General features: G+C 61.8%; 19 protein-coding genes and 2 pseudogenes. 15 read left to right on the forward strand and 6 right to left on the reverse strand.

Translation table 11 applies throughout. The features are described from left to right. Nucleotides 1-41: 41 nt before the first annotated feature. From KJY40_RS09195 to KJY40_RS09210, 4 genes are all read left to right on the forward strand, one after another. Entirely contained in the window at nucleotides 42-830 is a 789-nt protein-coding gene (locus KJY40_RS09195) for a ParA family protein (RefSeq protein ID WP_007959220.1), read from the forward strand. A 2-nt stretch (nucleotides 831-832) separates the two neighbouring features. Continuing rightward, nucleotides 833-1,786: a chemotaxis protein CheW gene (locus tag KJY40_RS09200; RefSeq protein ID WP_230736309.1), complete on the forward strand. Its 954-nt coding sequence runs from the start codon at nucleotides 833-835 to the stop codon at nucleotides 1,784-1,786. Nucleotides 1,787-1,870: 84 nt separating this feature from the next. Next, nucleotides 1,871-2,356: a chemotaxis protein CheW gene (locus tag KJY40_RS09205; protein WP_007959223.1), complete on the forward strand. Its 486-nt coding sequence runs from the start codon at nucleotides 1,871-1,873 to the stop codon at nucleotides 2,354-2,356. Continuing rightward, on the forward strand, nucleotides 2,357-2,749 hold the full coding sequence (locus KJY40_RS09210) for a DUF2802 domain-containing protein (protein WP_085605812.1): 393 nt from the start codon (nucleotides 2,357-2,359) through the stop codon (nucleotides 2,747-2,749). A gap of 123 nt (nucleotides 2,750-2,872) precedes the next feature. Here the strand turns inward: KJY40_RS09210 and KJY40_RS09215 are convergent, their stop codons facing one another. Beyond that, on the reverse strand, nucleotides 2,873-3,202 hold the full coding sequence (locus tag KJY40_RS09215) for an EscU/YscU/HrcU family type III secretion system export apparatus switch protein (protein ID WP_230736311.1): 330 nt from the start codon (nucleotides 3,200-3,202) through the stop codon (nucleotides 2,873-2,875). Beyond that, complete coding sequence (fliK, locus tag KJY40_RS09220; protein WP_230736313.1) at nucleotides 3,199-4,773, reverse strand: flagellar hook-length control protein FliK; 1,575 nt, start codon at nucleotides 4,771-4,773, stop codon at nucleotides 3,199-3,201. Before fliK ends, KJY40_RS09215 begins: the two co-directional genes overlap by 4 nt. A gap of 197 nt (nucleotides 4,774-4,970) precedes the next feature. Here fliK and ccmA point away from each other — a divergent pair, with 197 nt between their 5' ends. The 10 genes from ccmA (at nucleotide 4,971) to KJY40_RS09270 (ending at nucleotide 12,354) form a co-directional block, all read left to right on the forward strand. Then, nucleotides 4,971-5,606: a cytochrome c biogenesis heme-transporting ATPase CcmA gene (gene ccmA / locus KJY40_RS09225; protein WP_007959232.1), complete on the forward strand. Its 636-nt coding sequence runs from the start codon at nucleotides 4,971-4,973 to the stop codon at nucleotides 5,604-5,606. Then, the gene (ccmB, locus tag KJY40_RS09230; protein WP_007959235.1) at nucleotides 5,603-6,271 is read left to right on the forward strand and encodes a heme exporter protein CcmB; all 669 of its coding nucleotides are present in this window, start codon (nucleotides 5,603-5,605) and stop codon (nucleotides 6,269-6,271) included. Before ccmA ends, ccmB begins: the two co-directional genes overlap by 4 nt. Nucleotides 6,272-6,349: 78 nt before the next feature. Further along, nucleotides 6,350-7,105, forward strand: coding sequence for a heme ABC transporter permease (gene ccmC, locus KJY40_RS09235; RefSeq protein ID WP_230736315.1), 756 nt, complete (start codon nucleotides 6,350-6,352; stop codon nucleotides 7,103-7,105). After that, the gene (gene ccmD / locus KJY40_RS09240; protein WP_011333085.1) at nucleotides 7,102-7,278 is read left to right on the forward strand and encodes a heme exporter protein CcmD; all 177 of its coding nucleotides are present in this window, start codon (nucleotides 7,102-7,104) and stop codon (nucleotides 7,276-7,278) included. Before ccmC ends, ccmD begins: the two co-directional genes overlap by 4 nt. Beyond that, nucleotides 7,275-7,730: a cytochrome c maturation protein CcmE gene (gene ccmE, locus KJY40_RS09245; protein WP_011333086.1), complete on the forward strand. Its 456-nt coding sequence runs from the start codon at nucleotides 7,275-7,277 to the stop codon at nucleotides 7,728-7,730. Before ccmD ends, ccmE begins: the two co-directional genes overlap by 4 nt. Before the next feature lie 3 nt (nucleotides 7,731-7,733). Then, nucleotides 7,734-9,722 carry a heme lyase CcmF/NrfE family subunit gene (locus KJY40_RS09250; RefSeq protein WP_230736317.1) on the forward strand — a complete coding sequence of 663 codons (1,989 nt, stop codon included), beginning with the start codon at nucleotides 7,734-7,736 and terminating at the stop codon, nucleotides 9,720-9,722. Next, nucleotides 9,719-10,255, forward strand: coding sequence for a DsbE family thiol:disulfide interchange protein (locus KJY40_RS09255; protein ID WP_103385710.1), 537 nt, complete (start codon nucleotides 9,719-9,721; stop codon nucleotides 10,253-10,255). Before KJY40_RS09250 ends, KJY40_RS09255 begins: the two co-directional genes overlap by 4 nt. After that, entirely contained in the window at nucleotides 10,252-10,722 is a 471-nt protein-coding gene (locus KJY40_RS09260) for a cytochrome c-type biogenesis protein (protein WP_011333089.1), read from the forward strand. Before KJY40_RS09255 ends, KJY40_RS09260 begins: the two co-directional genes overlap by 4 nt. Further along, complete coding sequence (ccmI, locus tag KJY40_RS09265) at nucleotides 10,719-11,921, forward strand: c-type cytochrome biogenesis protein CcmI (protein ID WP_230736319.1); 1,203 nt, start codon at nucleotides 10,719-10,721, stop codon at nucleotides 11,919-11,921. Before KJY40_RS09260 ends, ccmI begins: the two co-directional genes overlap by 4 nt. Before the next feature lie 25 nt (nucleotides 11,922-11,946). After that, nucleotides 11,947-12,354, forward strand: coding sequence for a hypothetical protein (locus KJY40_RS09270; RefSeq protein WP_230736321.1), 408 nt, complete (start codon nucleotides 11,947-11,949; stop codon nucleotides 12,352-12,354). 52 nt (nucleotides 12,355-12,406) lie between these two features. Here the strand turns inward: KJY40_RS09270 and KJY40_RS09275 are convergent, their stop codons facing one another. The 3 genes and pseudogenes from KJY40_RS09275 to KJY40_RS09285 all read right to left on the reverse strand — a co-directional run. Beyond that, the gene (locus tag KJY40_RS09275; RefSeq protein ID WP_230736323.1) at nucleotides 12,407-12,982 is read right to left on the reverse strand and encodes a PIN domain-containing protein; all 576 of its coding nucleotides are present in this window, start codon (nucleotides 12,980-12,982) and stop codon (nucleotides 12,407-12,409) included. Next, the gene (locus KJY40_RS09280) at nucleotides 12,979-13,446 is read right to left on the reverse strand and encodes a helix-turn-helix domain-containing protein (RefSeq protein WP_230736325.1); all 468 of its coding nucleotides are present in this window, start codon (nucleotides 13,444-13,446) and stop codon (nucleotides 12,979-12,981) included. Before KJY40_RS09280 ends, KJY40_RS09275 begins: the two co-directional genes overlap by 4 nt. Nucleotides 13,447-13,530: 84 nt before the next feature. Continuing rightward, nucleotides 13,531-13,623: pseudogene (locus KJY40_RS09285) on the reverse strand (LysR family transcriptional regulator); the annotation flags it as partial. A gap of 102 nt (nucleotides 13,624-13,725) precedes the next feature. On the opposite strand from KJY40_RS09285, the pseudogene KJY40_RS09290 reads away from it, so the two are divergent. Continuing rightward, nucleotides 13,726-14,130, forward strand: a pseudogene (locus KJY40_RS09290) (type II toxin-antitoxin system HicB family antitoxin). Nucleotides 14,131-14,176: 46 nt separating this feature from the next. On the opposite strand, the gene KJY40_RS09295 reads toward KJY40_RS09290, so the two are convergent. After that, the gene (locus KJY40_RS09295; RefSeq protein WP_230736327.1) at nucleotides 14,177-15,364 is read right to left on the reverse strand and encodes an MFS transporter; all 1,188 of its coding nucleotides are present in this window, start codon (nucleotides 15,362-15,364) and stop codon (nucleotides 14,177-14,179) included. Between the last annotated feature and the right edge of the window lie 115 nt (nucleotides 15,365-15,479).

Genomic DNA, 15,479 nt, shown 5'->3' on the forward strand with positions numbered 1-15,479 from the left:
CATGTCTCGGCCGAGTATCCCGGCCGGGAGGAACGATCTGAATGAGAGTCTGGGCAGTCGCCAATCAAAAGGGTGGTGTTGGTAAAACCACTTCTTCCATCGCTTTAGCCGGGTTGCTGGCAGAGGCGGGCAAGCGCGTGGTCGTGGTCGATCTCGACCCGCACGGCTCGATGACCAGCTATTTCGGTTACGACCCCGACAGTCTGGAACACAGCAACTACGACCTGTTTCTGCACAAGGGCAGCGTGCCGCAAGGCCTGCCGGGCCAATTGCTGCTGTCGACCAGCGACGAACGTATTTCCCTGTTGCCGTCGAGCACCGCGCTGGCCACCCTCGAGCGCCAGTCGCCGGGGCAGAGTGGCCTGGGCCTGGTGATCGCCAAGAGTCTGGCGCAGCTGTGGCAGGACTTCGATTACGCGATCATCGACAGCCCGCCGTTGCTCGGCGTGCTGATGGTCAACGCCCTGGCCGCGAGTCAGCAACTGGTGATCCCGGTGCAGACCGAGCACCTGGCCGTCAAAGGCCTGGAGCGCATGGTCAACACTCTGGCGATGATCAACCGCTCGCGCAAACAGGCGCTGCCGTTCAGCATCGTGCCGACCCTGTTCGACCGCCGCACCCAGGCGTCGATGGGCACCTTGCGCGTGCTGCGCGACAAATTCCCCGACGAGATCTGGCAGGGTTACATCCCGGTCGATACCCGTCTGCGCGACGCCAGTCGTGCCGGTGTCACGCCTTCGCAGTTCGACGGCAAGAGCCGTGGCGTGCTGGCTTACCGCGCGCTGCTCAAGCATCTGCTGGCGCAGCAACTCGTTCCGCAGGTGGCTTGAGCATGAATCGGCCGATCAAGCTGACGTCGAAGCCGCAACTGGCGCTGCAGTCCTATCTGGACGGCTTGCTGCAGGAAGTGCCGGACGAGGTCGAGCAGGAGATCGCAGCGCCGGTCGAGGTGGTCGAGACCGCTGCGGCGCTCGATGAATTCCAGGCTGCCGTGCTTGAAGAACAGGCCCGGGATGCGCAAAAAGCCGCCCGGCCGGTCGCCCCGGTTGCAGCGCCTGCCGCTGTGGTAGCGAAGGCACCTGCGACGTTGATCAAAGAGCCTGAGCCGGTGCGCGTGGTCTCGACCCTGGCGCCGTTGCTGCAAACACAACTTCTGCAAACGCCTCCGGTTCCGGCAGCGCCAGAATCCGAGCCTGAAGCGCCTGCGCCAGCTCCGGTCGAACCGACCCTGGTTGCGCCGCTGGTCGAAGTGCATCTGCCGCCCAGCAACACGCCGCCACCGGTAGAAACCGACGGTCGTCCGGCCTGGGCTTCGGAAGCCTTTGAGTGCCTGCTGTTCGACGTCGCCGGGTTGACCCTGGCCGTGCCGCTGGTGTGCCTGGGCTCGATCTATTCGCTGGCCGGCCAGGAGCTGACGCCGCTGTTCGGTCAGCCGGAATGGTTCCTCGGGATTCTGCCGAGCCAGGCCGGGAATCTGAAGGTGCTGGACACCGCACGCTGGGTCATGCCGGACCGTTATCGCGATGATTTCCGTCAGGGCCTGCAATACGTGATTTCGGTGCAGGGCTACGAGTGGGGCCTGGCCGTGCATCAGGTCAGTCGCTCGTTGCGCCTGGACCCGAATGAAATCAAATGGAGAAGTCACCGGGGTCAGCGGCCATGGCTCGCCGGCACGGTGATTGAACACATGTGCGCCTTGCTTGATGTCTCCGCTCTGGCCGAGTTGATCGCCAGCGGTGGGGCAAAGCACATGTCCGGCAGTAAGCCGAACCACAAACCGACATAACACTTACATAACAGACATGTACCGGCATTCACCGCCGGCACACGAGACACACACCGCCATTGCGGTATTTCGAGGGGCTAGGGTATGAACGACAAGGCTACGGCGGCAAAGGGTTCCGAAGATCCGATCCTGCAATGGGTGACCTTCAAGCTGGACAACGAAACCTACGGCATCAACGTGATGCGCGTTCAGGAAGTCCTGCGCTACACCGAGATCGCTCCGGTTCCGGGTGCGCCAAGCTACGTGCTGGGCATCATCAACCTGCGCGGCAACGTGGTGACCGTGATCGATACCCGTCAGCGCTTCGGCCTGATGAGCGGCGAGATCAGCGACAACACCCGTATCGTCATCATCGAAGCCGACAAGCAAGTCGTCGGCATCATGGTCGACAGCGTCGCTGAAGTGGTTTACCTGCGTCAGTCGGAAATCGAGACCGCACCGAACGTCGGTAACGAAGAGTCGGCCAAGTTCATCCAGGGCGTGTGCAACAAGAACAACGAGTTGCTGATCCTGGTCGAGCTGGACAAGATGATGAGCGAAGAAGAATGGTCGGAACTGGAGAACATCTGATTGATTCTCGAGGTAGCGGTCATTGTCCTGTTCCTGTTCTGGGCAGGCACGCTGGCGATGTTTCTGGCGTACATCAAGGCGCAGCGCGTGATCGCTGCGCAACAGGCCCAGGGCGATGCGCTGCGTGATCAGCGCATCAAGGACCTGGCCAAGCGTGTCGACGATTACCAGAACGGCAACGTGCGCATGGGCGAAGCCCTGCACGAGCTGCGCTCGGTGGTCGGTCCGATCCCGGACAAACTCGCCCAGCTCGAACAGCGCGATCCTTCCAGCCTGTCGTTCGCCCAGGCGGCGAAACTGGTGGGAATGGGCGCGAGCGTCGATGAGCTGACTCAGTCCTGCGGGTTGACCCAGGCTGAGGCGGAGTTGATGCGCAAGCTGCACAAGAACTGATTTTTGCTTTGAGGCTGATGGCCTATTCGCGAGCAAGCCCGCTCCCACATTTGACTGCATTCCTTCAATGGGATCGCGGTTAACTGTGGGAGCGGGCTTGCTCGCGAAGGGGCCTTTAAAACCTCAGTAATCGTCGCCGCGTTGGGTGACGTCTTTCTCGACCATCGGTGCATCCGGGTTGTGTCCCGTCGGGAACTTGCCCTTGAGGTTCCAGGCGAACGCGATGATTTCGGCGATCGTGCGGTACAGCTCTTCGGGGATGCTGTCGCCCAGTTCCATCCGCGCCAGCAATTTCACCAGCTCGGCGTTTTCGTAGATCGGCACTTCACAGTCGCGGGCGATCCGCAGGATTTCTTCGGCCAGTTCTTCATCGCCCTTGGCGGTGAGGGTCGGGGCGTGGTTGCCGTCGTATTTGAGGGCGATGGCCTGGCGTGGAGCGGTGGTGTCATTCATGCGGTTTCGTCGACCCAGCGGTGTTCGAGGCGGGTTTGGATGCCTTGCGGCGGAGTGCCGAGGTGGCAGTCGAGATCGCCGACATTCAGCCCGGAATCCAGCAGACGCTGGCGCAGGGCGGTCAGGTTGCTTTCGATCAGGCTCGCGGTGTACGGCCGCTCGGCCCATAGCTGACTGGACAGGCTGCCGCTGATCAACTGTGCCTGAATCTGCATCGGCCCCAGCGGTTCCATGTCGAACGCCAGATCGACGCGCCACAGTTGTTGTTTCGGCTCGCGCTCATCGCGGCGCTGCTCGTTCGCTTCCTGTTTCTCCGGCGCTTCTTCGCGCTGGAACTTGACCTGCAACGGCACGATGTCCTGCATATTGCGCATCGGGATTTCCAGTTGCCAGGTGCTGAGCAGGCGGCCGTCGTCGGTGACGCCGGTCTGTTCCAGACTCGACAGCTGATGGCTTTGCAGGCGCGACACGGCGGCGGCGGCGAGGCGCAGCAAATGTTCCAGATCGCCTTCGCCTTCCAGACTTTGCAGCAACCGGTCGGGCAGCGGAAAACTGCTCGGCACCGGTTTCGCACTGACCTGGCCGAGCATGCCGAGGGCGTTGCGCACAAAGCTCGGCAATGCCTGGGCCAGGGTGTTGGCGGCGATGATCGCGTTCAAATTGGTATTGCCGGGCAGGCCGGGGGTGAGCTGTGCGATCAGTTTGAGCAGATCGGCTTTCATGTCCGGGGCCAGCGTCGGGTTCTGCCCGGTCAGCAGTTTGGTCTCGAGGAACACGCCGCTGTTGGCCAGCGCCTGGGCCAGACCTTTTGGGGTGCTCAGTTGCTGCACGTCCGGCAGATTGGCGAGCAGTTTGTCCACGGCGGCGCGCAAGTCCTGGGACGTCTGATCGGTGGCGGGGGGCAGGCTCTGGAGCATTTTCAGCAAGCCGTCGAGCGAGCCCTGACGGCTTTGCTGACTGACCAGTTGCTGGCTGACTGCCAGTTGTTCCTGGCGATTGCTCAGCGGCAGGAACTTCAGGGTCTGCGAGTCCTGCACCAGCGCCGACAGCAGGGTGCCGATGCGCAACGGTTGCGGGCTGTCGATGCTCAGGGTGCTGCCGCTCAACGCGGTGTTGAGCAGGCTGACCATCGAGCGGTACACCGTCGGTTGCCCCGGCACCTGCGGCAAGGCCTGAGCCGTCAGCACCTTGCCTTGCAGCAGCGTGCCGACCGGCAATTGCGCGGTGTCGATGCGGGTGAGGGTGGCGACGCTGCTGGCGATGGCCTGTTGCACGGTGATCGCCAGATTGCCCGCCGACGGCTGGGTGATCGCCAGGCTGGTGCCCTGAGGCAGCGGCAGATTGCTGGTCGCCTGCACGGTGGTCTGACGGCCGCTGTCCAGCGTCACCTTGAGCAGCAACTGAAAGGTCTGATCCGCCTGCTTGAGCGACAACACCTCGGCCTTGGCGCTCTGGCCGGCGGCAATCAGCCCGTCGACCGGCGTCAGCAACTTCAGCAGCTCACCCACCTGCGGGCGAACGGTCGCCGGGGTGGTGGGCGGGAGCGGGAGGATGTTCATTTCGCCTGTCATACGCGGACACAACCTGAGGAAAATGCACTCTGGAGAGAGGATGGCGACATGTATAATGCCGCCCGTCCTTCCATTCGTTCAAAAAACATAGCAATTGTTTGACGCAGCTCTCTGGATTGAGCCGTCATTGCATTTATGCTGCAACTCTTTAACGGCCGCGCCAGAGCCGACTTGAACCGTATAAGGCCCGTGAACCCTTGACCAGTCCTGTCCTGCAAACCGTTGCCCTCGCGTGTGAACGTGATCTCAGACTGCTCTTCGACAATCTCGAATTGAGACTGGCCAGTGGCGATATGGTGCAGATCAGTGGTCCCAACGGCAGCGGCAAGACCAGCCTGCTGCGTTTGCTGGCCGGGCTGATGCAGCCGACCGACGGTCAGGTGCTGCTCAACGGCAAGCCGCTGGGCGAGCAACGCAGCGAGCTGGCGCGCAATCTGTTGTGGATCGGCCATGCCGCCGGGATCAAGGACTTGCTCACGCCGGAAGAAAACCTCGCCTGGCTCTGCGCCCTGCATCAACCCGCCGAACGCGACGCGATCTGGCAGGCACTGGCGGCGGTTGGATTGCGCGGTTTCGAGGATGTTCCCTGCCACAGTCTGTCCGCCGGCCAGCAGCGCCGCGTGGCGCTGGCACGGTTGTATCTGGACAGCCCGCCGTTGTGGATTCTCGACGAACCGTTCACCGCCCTCGACAAGCAGGGTGTGGCACAGCTTGAAGAACACCTGGCCGGGCACTGCGAACGGGGAGGGCTGGTGGTGCTCACCACGCACCACACGCTGAGCCGGATGCCGGCCGGTTATCGCGACATCGATCTGGGGAATTGGGCGGTATGAGTGTGTTCGGCCTGCTGGTTGCCCGAGAATCCCGACTGCTGTTCCGCCGCCCGGCGGAGCTGGCTAATCCGCTGATTTTCTTCGCCATCGTCATCGCCTTATTCCCGCTGGCCGTCGGACCGGAAACTCAAGTATTGCAAAACTTGTCCCCGGGGTTAGTCTGGGTGGCGGCACTTTTGTCGGTCCTGCTCTCGCTGGACGGGCTTTTCCGCAGTGATTTCGAAGACGGCTCCCTTGAACAGTGGGTCCTTTCGCCGCACCCCCTGCCACTTCTGGTATTGGCCAAGGTGCTGGCACACTGGCTTTTTTCCGGGCTGGCACTGGTTTTGCTCTCGCCGTTACTGGCGTTGATGCTCGGGTTGCCGGCTGCGTGTCTGCCGGTGTTGCTGCTTTCGTTGCTGCTGGGAACACCGGTGCTGAGCTTGCTCGGCGCGGTGGGCGCGGCGCTGACGGTCGGTCTGAAACGCGGTGGCCTGTTGCTGGCGCTGCTGATTCTGCCGTTGTACATCCCGGTGTTGATTCTGGGCAGTGGCGCCTTGCAGGCGGCGTTGCAGGGCATGCCGGCGATTGGTTATCTGTTGTGGCTTGGTAGCCTGACCGCCCTGGCAATAACCCTGACACCCTTTGCAATAGCGGCTGGCCTGAAGATCAGCGTCGGCGAATAATGAGGTCTGGTTAAAATTTAACCAGCAAAGACCCTGAGACTGCTCACACCGATGAGCGGCACCCGTGATGGAAACAGTATGAACTGGACCTGGTTTCACAAGCTCGGCTCGCCCAAGTGGTTCTACGGCATCAGCAGCAGGTTGCTGCCGTGGTTGAGCATCGCAGCGTTGTTGCTGATCTGCGTTGGCGTCATCTGGGGCCTGGCCTTCGCGCCGCCGGACTATCAGCAAGGCAACAGCTTTCGCATCATCTATATCCACGTACCCGCCGCGATGCTCGCTCAGTCGATCTACGTGATGCTGGCGGTGTGCGGTGTGGTCGGGCTGGTGTGGAAGATGAAACTGGCCGACGTCGCCCTGCAATGCGCCGCACCGATCGGCGCGTGGATGACCGCCGTGGCGCTGGTCACCGGGGCGATCTGGGGCAAGCCGACCTGGGGTTCGTGGTGGGTCTGGGACGCGCGCCTGACCTCGATGCTGATTCTGCTGTTCCTGTATTTCGGCGTGATTGCGCTGGGCAACGCCATCAGCAACCGCGACAGCGCCGCCAAGGCCTGCGCGGTGCTGGCCATCGTCGGCGTGATCAACATTCCGATCATCAAATACTCGGTGGAGTGGTGGAACACCCTGCACCAGGGCGCGACCTTCACCCTCACCGAAAAACCGGCGATGCCCGTCGAGATGTGGCTGCCGCTGCTGCTGACGGTGCTGGGGTTCTACTGTTTCTTCGGCGCCGTGCTGTTGCTGCGCATGCGTCTTGAAGTGCTCAAGCGCGAAGCCCGCGCCAGTTGGGTGAAAGAAGAAGTGCAGAACAGCCTGGAGGCCGCTCGATGAGTTTCGCGTCATTCGGCGACTTCCTCGCCATGGGCCATCACGGCCTGTATGTCTGGTCGGCCTACGGCATCTGTCTGGCGGTACTGATCCTCAACGTGGCGGCGCCGATCGCGGCCCGCAAGCGTTATCTGCAACAAGAGGCGCGTCGTCTGCGCCGGGAGAACGGCAAGTGAATCCGCTGCGTAAAAAGCGTCTGATCATCATCCTGGCAATTCTGGTCGGGGTCGGCGCTGCCGTCGGCCTGGCCCTGAGCGCCCTGCAGCAGAACATCAACCTGTTTTACACCCCGACCCAGATCGCCAACGGCGAAGCGCCGCAGGACACCCGCATCCGCGCCGGCGGCATGGTCGAGAAGGGTTCGCTGCAACGCTCCACGGATTCGCTGGACGTCAAATTCGTGGTCACCGACTTCAACAAGTCCGTGACCATCACCTATCGCGGGATCCTGCCGGACCTGTTCCGCGAAGGGCAGGGCATCGTCGCGCTCGGCAAGCTCAACGCCGACGGCGTGGTGGTCGCCGATGAAGTGCTGGCCAAGCACGACGAGAAATACATGCCGCCGGAAGTGACCAAGGCCCTGAAGGACAGCGGTCAATCCGCGCCAACCCCTGCGAAGGAGGGTTGATCGATGACATCCAGCATTTTCATTCCTGAGTTGGGCCATCTGGCCATGATCCTCGCGCTGTGTTTTGCGCTGGTGCAGGCGGTGGTGCCGTTGCTCGGTGCCTGGCGCGGCGATCGTCTGTGGATGGGCCTCGCCCAGCCGGCGGCGTGGGGGCAGTTCGCGTTTCTGCTGTTCGCCTTCGGTTGCCTGACCTACGCCTTCATGACCGACGACTTCTCCGTGGCCTACGTCGCGATGAATTCGAACAGTGCCTTGCCGTGGTACTACAAGTTCAGCGCGGTGTGGGGCGCCCACGAAGGTTCGTTGCTGCTGTGGGCGTTGATCCTCGGCGGCTGGACCTTCGCGGTGTCGGTGTTCTCGCGGCAGTTGCCACAAGTGATGCTCGCTCGCGTGCTGGCGGTGATGGGCATGATCAGCACTGGTTTTCTGCTGTTCCTGATCCTCACCTCGAACCCGTTTTCGCGGATCCTGCCGCAGATCCCGGCCGACGGTCGTGACCTCAATCCGCTGCTGCAGGACATCGGCCTGATCGTCCATCCGCCGATGCTCTACATGGGCTACGTCGGTTTCTCGGTAGCATTCGCGTTCGCCATCGCCGCATTGCTCGGCGGTCGTCTCGATGCCGCGTGGGCGCGTTGGTCGCGTCCGTGGACCATCGTTGCGTGGGCCTTCCTTGGCATCGGCATCACCCTCGGTTCGTGGTGGGCCTATTACGAGCTCGGCTGGGGCGGCTGGTGGTTCTGGGACCCGGTGGAAAACGCTTCCTTCATGCCATGGCTGGTGGGCACGGCGCTGATTCACTCGTTGGCGGTCACCGAGAAGCGCGGCGTATTCAAGAGCTGGACGGTGTTGCTGGCAATTGCCGCGTTCTCCCTGAGCCTGCTCGGGACGTTCCTTGTACGTTCCGGCGTGCTGACCTCGGTGCACGCGTTTGCCTCCGATCCTGAGCGCGGCGTGTTCATCCTGATCTTCCTGCTGTTCGTGGTCGGTGGTTCGCTGACGCTGTTTGCCTTGCGCGCCCCAGTGGTCAAGAGCCAGGTCGGCTTCAACCTGTGGTCGCGGGAAACCCTGCTGCTGGGCAATAACCTGGTGCTGGTGGTGGCGGCGTCGATGATCCTGCTCGGCACGCTGTATCCGCTGATTCTCGATGCGATCAGCGGCGCCAAGCTGTCGGTCGGCCCGCCGTACTTCAACGCACTGTTCATTCCGTTGATGGCGCTGTTGATGCTGGTGATGGCGGTCGGTGTGATCGTGCGCTGGAAAGACACCCCGGTTAAATGGCTGGTCAGCATGCTCACGCCGGTGCTGCTGGGCAGCGTGGCGCTGGCGGTCGTTGCCGGTGTTGCCTACGGCGACTTCAACTGGGCGGTGATTGCGACGTTCCTGCTCGCGGCCTGGGTATTGCTGGCCGGTGTGCGCGACATCTTCGACAAGACTCGCCACAAAGGCCTGATCAAAGGTCTGCCGACCCTGACCCGCAGTTATTGGGGCATGCAGATCGCTCACCTCGGTATCGCTGTGTGTGCGCTGGGCGTGGTGTTGTCGAGCCAGAACAGCGCCGAGCGTGACCTGCGTCTGGCACCGGGCGAGTCGATGGACCTGGCCGGTTATCAGTTTGTGTTCGAAGGCGCCAAGCACTTCGAAGGCCCGAACTTCACCTCCGACAAGGGCACCATCCGGGTGATCCGCAACGGTCAGGAAGTCAGCGTGCTGCACCCGGAAAAACGCCTGTACACCGTGCAGAATTCGGTGATGACCGAGGCCGGGATCGACGCCGGTTTCACCCGCGACCTCTACGTCGCCCTGGGCGAACCGCTGGGCGATGGCGCCTGGGCGGTGCGGGTGCATGTGAAACCGTTCGTGCGCTGGATCTGGTTCGGTGGTCTGCTGACCGGTTTCGGTGGGTTGCTGGCGGCGCTGGATCGGCGTTATCGAGTGAAGGTCAAAGCCCGTGTGCGTGAAGCGCTGGGCATGGAAGGAGCCGCTGCATGAGACGTTGGTTGATGCTGGTGCCATTGGCGATTTTCCTGCTGGTGGCCGTATTCCTTTATCGCGGTCTGTACCTGGATCCGGCGGAGCTGCCGTCGGCGATGATCGGTAAACCGTTCCCGGAGTTTTCCCTGCCGGCGGTGCAGGGCGACAAGACCCTGACCCGCGCCGACATTCTCGGCAAACCGGCGCTGGTCAACGTCTGGGGCACCTGGTGCATTTCCTGCCGGGTCGAGCATCCGGTGCTGAACAAACTCGCCGAGCGCGGCGTGGTGATCTACGGGATCAACTACAAGGACACCAACGCCGATGCGTTGAAGTGGCTGGCCGAGTTCCACAATCCGTATCAGCTCGACATCCGCGACGACGAAGGCTCCCTAGGCCTTAACCTCGGTGTCTATGGCGCGCCGGAAACCTTCTTCATCGACGCCAAGGGCATCATCCGCGACAAGTACGTCGGGGTGATCGACGAGCAGGTCTGGCGGGAAAAACTGGCGGCCAAATATCAGGCGCTGGTTGATGAGGCCAAGCCATGAAGCGCTTCTTAGCTGCCATGGTGCTGGGCTTGAGCCTGGCCGGTGTGGCCCACGCCGCCATCGATACTTACGAGTTCGCCAAAGAAGGCGATCGCGAGCGCTTCCGCGAACTGACCAAGGAACTGCGCTGCCCCAAGTGCCAGAACCAGGACATCGCCGATTCCAACGCGCCGATTGCCGCCGACCTGCGCAAAGAGATTTTCCGCATGCTCGGCGAGGGCAAGGACAATCAGCAGATCATCGACTTCATGGTCGACCGCTACGGTGATTTCGTCCGCTACAAACCGGCGCTCAATGCCAAGACCGCGCTGCTGTGGTTTGGCCCTGCGGGACTGCTGCTGGGCGGTTTTGTCGTCATCGCGGTGATCGTCCGCCGTCGTCGCGGGCAACGCGCCGAGACGCCGCAATCGCTGTCCCCTGAAGAGCGTCAGCGCCTCGACCAACTGTTGGATAAAAACCAAGAATGATTGATTTCTGGCTTGCCGCAGGGCTGTTGCTTCTGGTCGCCCTGAGTTTCCTGCTGATCCCCGTCCTGCGTGAACGTCGCGCCCAGCGTGAAGAGGATCGAACCGCTCTCAACGTCGCCCTGTATCAGGAACGCGTCGCCGAACTGCAATCGCAGCAGGCCGAAGGCGTACTCGATGCCGCGCAAATGGACAGCGGCCGTGCCGAAGCCGCCCGTGAGTTGCTGGCTGACACCGAAGGTGTGGCGCCGGCGCGGGTTTCGCGTCTGGGCAAGCCGTTGCCTTTGCTGGCAGCCTTGTTGGTACCGGTGTTGGGCCTCGGTCTGTACTTGCACTTTGGCGCGAGCGACAAGGTCGAGTTGACCCGCGAGTTCGCTCAGGCGCCGCAGTCGATGGAAGAGATGACCCAGCGTCTGGAGCGCGCAGTCGCGGCGCAACCGGATTCGGCTGAAGGTGTGTATTTCCTCGGCCGTACCTATATGGCCCAGGATCGTCCGGCGGACGCGGCGAAGATGTTCGAACGCGCGGTCAATCTCGCCGGTCGACAGCCGGAACTGCTCGGCCAGTGGGCGCAGGCCCAGTACTTTGCCGACAACAAAAAATGGTCGGACAAGGTTCAGACCCTGACCGATGAAGCGCTGAAAGCCGATCCGAAAGAAGTCACCAGCCTCGGCCTGTTGGGCATCGCCGCGTTCGAAGGCGAGCGTTATCAGGAAGCCATCGACTACTGGAACCGTCTGCTGGCGCAATTGCCGCCGCAGGACAAATCCCGCGAGGCCCTGCTGGGCGGCATCACCCGCGCCACTGAAAAACTGCAAGCCAGCGGCGGCAAGGTTGCCCAGGCGCCGGCGGCGAAAGCGGCTGCGCTGTTGAAAGTGCGTGTCGATCTGGCCAGCGAGCTCAAAGCCAAGGTGCAACCGGGCGACAGCGTGTTCATTTTTGCCCGCGCCACTTCGGGCCCGCCGGCACCGCTGGCAGCCAAGCGCCTGACCGTCGCCGATCTGCCGGTGACCGTCGAACTTGGCGATGCCGACGCGATGATGCCGCAATTGAAACTGTCGAACTTCCCCGAAGTCCAATTGGTTGCGCGCATCTCCCGTGCCGGTCAGCCGACCGCCGGTGAGTGGGTCGGTCGCAGCGGGCCTCTGGCCAGCAGCACCACCGCGCCGCAGACACTGACCATCGACAGCCCGGACAAATAGCCGGAACCAACAGGAAAGCACCGCCATGAACGCCATCACCCGAATCACAGTCCTCACACTGGCCCTGGGCTTGAGCGCATGTGCGGTGCAACGACCGGAGCCGACCACTCGGCTGCCGCCGATCCCGCCGTCACAACCCAGCCCGACCCCATCGACCACCCCGACGCCGAGCAAACCGGGCATCCCGGCCAAACCCGCCAAACCGGTCCCACGCACCTCCGCCAGCTTCGCCCCGCCACCGGGCGGCAACAGCCACTGGGATCAGAAACTGGGCGTGTACGTGCTCGACGACCAGACCAACACCTTCTACCGCCAGCGCACCTACTACCGCTGGAACAACGGCTGGAGCCGCTCGATCAGCCCCAACGGCCCGTGGGAAGAAACCAATATCCACGGGGTACCGGCGGGACTGGGCAAGCAGTTCGGGGAGTAATGAAAAACGGCGATCTTTGGATCGCCGTTTTGCTGTCTGGAGTCATGAGCTTTCAAAGAATCGCGTGATAACTGCTGAGTGCCTGGACCGATTTAATCAGGCCTTGTCGTTGCAGTAGATCAAGAAAAGGTTCGACGTCCATGGCGGGCATTTTCAACTGCCGACGCTGCTTTTGCGCCGCTGCAACCACTGCTGCCGGATCAAGCCCCAAGAGGTTGTCGACGAACTCATCCGGATGTTGCGCTTCGATGCCGAAAGGCTCCAGCGCTTTGCAGGGAAAGTCTTTCTGGTTGAAGGTTACTATCACGCTTGCGCCGCAACGGATGGCCGCTGCCAGAACGTGACGATCATCGCAGTCGGGCAAGGTGAGGCCGGCAATCAGGTCTTCATAGTCATGGACACAGGCGTCGGGTATCGCTTGATCCATCAGGCCGGACGTACGATCCAGCTGTTCCATCGTCAGGTCAGGTCGGTTCTTCAGCAGATTGCGTTTCCATTCGCAGTGAATCTCCTGGGTCCATCGCGCCCGAAATCGTCCCGAGAGGGCAAGCCACATGAGGAAGTCTCTCAAGGGGGCGGGGTACAAGACGCATGCATCGTACAAAGCGGTAAAAGAGGAATGCCTCACTCGTATCCTGTCCTTAACGCCTGAGCTTGCTCTGCGAGAAGCGCCATTGCCTGCTCGCTGACGGTGGTGCGCCGGGTCTTATAGTCCATCAGATCGGCAAAACGCACACGTCGGTGCTTGCCTGTTTTGTGGTAGGACAACTCGCCGCTTTCCAGCAGTTTTATGAGGTGTGGACGTGAGACGTTGAGCAGGTCGGCGGCTTCCTGGGTCGTCAATTCGGCATGCACCGGTACGACCTGCACCGCGTTGCCGGCTGCCAGCTCCGCCAGAATGTCGATCAGCAGACGCAGGGCCGAGGTGGGCAGTTCGACGCGATGAGCTTCGTTCTGCTCGTCGAAAATCTGAATGTGCTGGGTCTCGAAATGGGTCGCAAGGTAAGCAGCCAGGGCACGCTGTCCTTCAATGGCGGCTTTGACTTCGCGTTCTACGGGGAGGCTGATGGAGGGATGAATAACGGTCGACATGGCGAGTCCGGCTTTGGAAATGAGGAATGCCGGAACGTTATTCGAAATAAGCGAAAATCGCAATAAACGAAACGAGTAGGAGTTTTATGGTTTTTTCGCCAACAACCCCTGCACATATTCAACTAACGCCCGCGCCTTGACACTGGCCAGCCTACCCGTCGGAAACACTGCCGACAGGTAGTCAGAACATCCTGCAAAACAACCAACGTTGTGTCACAACCTTCCGCAGGCTACTAAAGGTATCTCTAGAGTTACTTTAATGGTCGAGGCAATTTCACAATGCAATACCCAATCTGCATCGAGTGAGGTGACGAGAACACCGCCATCGGGATTCAGATCCCCGATATTCCCGGCGCGGTAACGGCCGGGGATACGTTTGAGGATGCCTACAACTCGGCCGTCGAGATTGCCCACATCATGCTGCAGGAGATCGCGGCGGATGGTGATTCGATTCCGATGCCGACTTCTGCGGCTGCTCACCGCAACAATCCAGAGTTCGCGGACATGGGTTGGGGCATGCTCGAGCTGGACATCTCGCCGTACATGGGCAAGACCGAAAAGGTCAATGTGACGTTGCCCGGCTATGTCATCCAGCGGATCGACCGCTACGTGCGTGAGCACAATGTCAAAAGCCGCTCCTCTTTCTTGGCGGATGCCGCCATGGAAAAACTGGTCCGGCATTGAGCCTTGAGCACTGTCGGATCAGCGATCCGGCAGTGCTTTTCAGACTCTAGGCCGTTGCCAGAACAGGTTTTTGCGAAGCACTCAAAAACCGCAGCAGCGCCAGCAGCGGGAACGCGCTGCCAACGATCACGATCCACAACCAGCCGCCATGCTCGTACACCGCACTGGCTACCGACGAGCCGAAGGCGCCGCCGACGAAGATGCTGGTCATGTACAGCGCGTTGAGGCGGCCGCGGCTTTTGGCGTCGAGGGAGTAGACCGCGCGCTGGCCGAGCACCATGTTCATCTGTACGCAGAAGTCGAGTACCACGCCGGTCACGGCCAGGCCGATCACGCTGTAGGCCGGATGGATGAAGGCGGGCAGGAAGCTCAGGCTGGCGAACAGCATGGCCAGCAGCGAGGCAACGCGGGTGTGACCGGCGTCGGCCAGGCGTCCGCTGATCGGCGCGGCGATGGCACCGATCGCGCCGACCAGGGCGAAGATTGCGATTTCACTCTGGGACAGGCCATGGTTGCGCGCCAGTTCCAGCGGCACGGCGGTCCAGAACAGGCTGAACGTGGCGAACATGCAGGCCTGGTAAAACGCGCGCTGACGCAGCACCGGTTGTTTGCGCAGCAGCGTCCACAACGAGCCGAGCAGTTGGCCGTAAGAAGCACTGTGATCTGGCTGACGCTTGGGCACGGTCAACGCCAGCACCACGCTGATCGCTGCCATCAAGGCTGCTGCGATCATGAACATCGCCCGCCAGCCGAGATGGTCGGCGACCACGCTCGACACCGGCCGCGCCAGTAGAATTCCCAGCAGCAAACCGCCCATGATCCCGCCGACCACCCGGCCACGGGATTCTTCCGGCGCCAAGTGCGCCGCCAATGGAATCAGCACCTGCACCGACACCGAGCTGAAACCCACCAGCAACGAAATCAGCAGGAACACATTCGGTTGATCGGTAAACGCTGCGCCGAGCAGGCTGGCAATCGCCACTACGGTGGTGATGATCATCAGGCGGCGGTTTTCCAGCAGGTCCGCCAGCGGCACAAGGAAGAACAGGCCCAGCGCATAGCCGATCTGGGTCAGCGACACGATGAAGCTGGCCATGGTGTCGGTCAGGCCAATGTCCGGCGCGATCAGGCCGATGATCGGCTGGGCGTAGTAGATGTTGGCAACGATGGCGCCGCAGCAGAAAGCGAACAGCAGCACCATGCCTCGGGTCATTGCGTGAGTTGTGGCGGTCATAGGGTTTCTCGATCCAGCGAAAAGGAATGCGGTGAGGCTAAGGGACGGGCCGAGCCGGCAGTAGAGGCTTCTGATCGATATCAGTTATTCCGTTGCGGAATAGGTGGCGCCGAAC

Source organism: Pseudomonas fitomaticsae, from assembly GCF_021018765.1.
In the GTDB taxonomy this organism is placed as follows: Bacteria; Pseudomonadota; Gammaproteobacteria; order Pseudomonadales; family Pseudomonadaceae; genus Aquipseudomonas; species Aquipseudomonas fitomaticsae.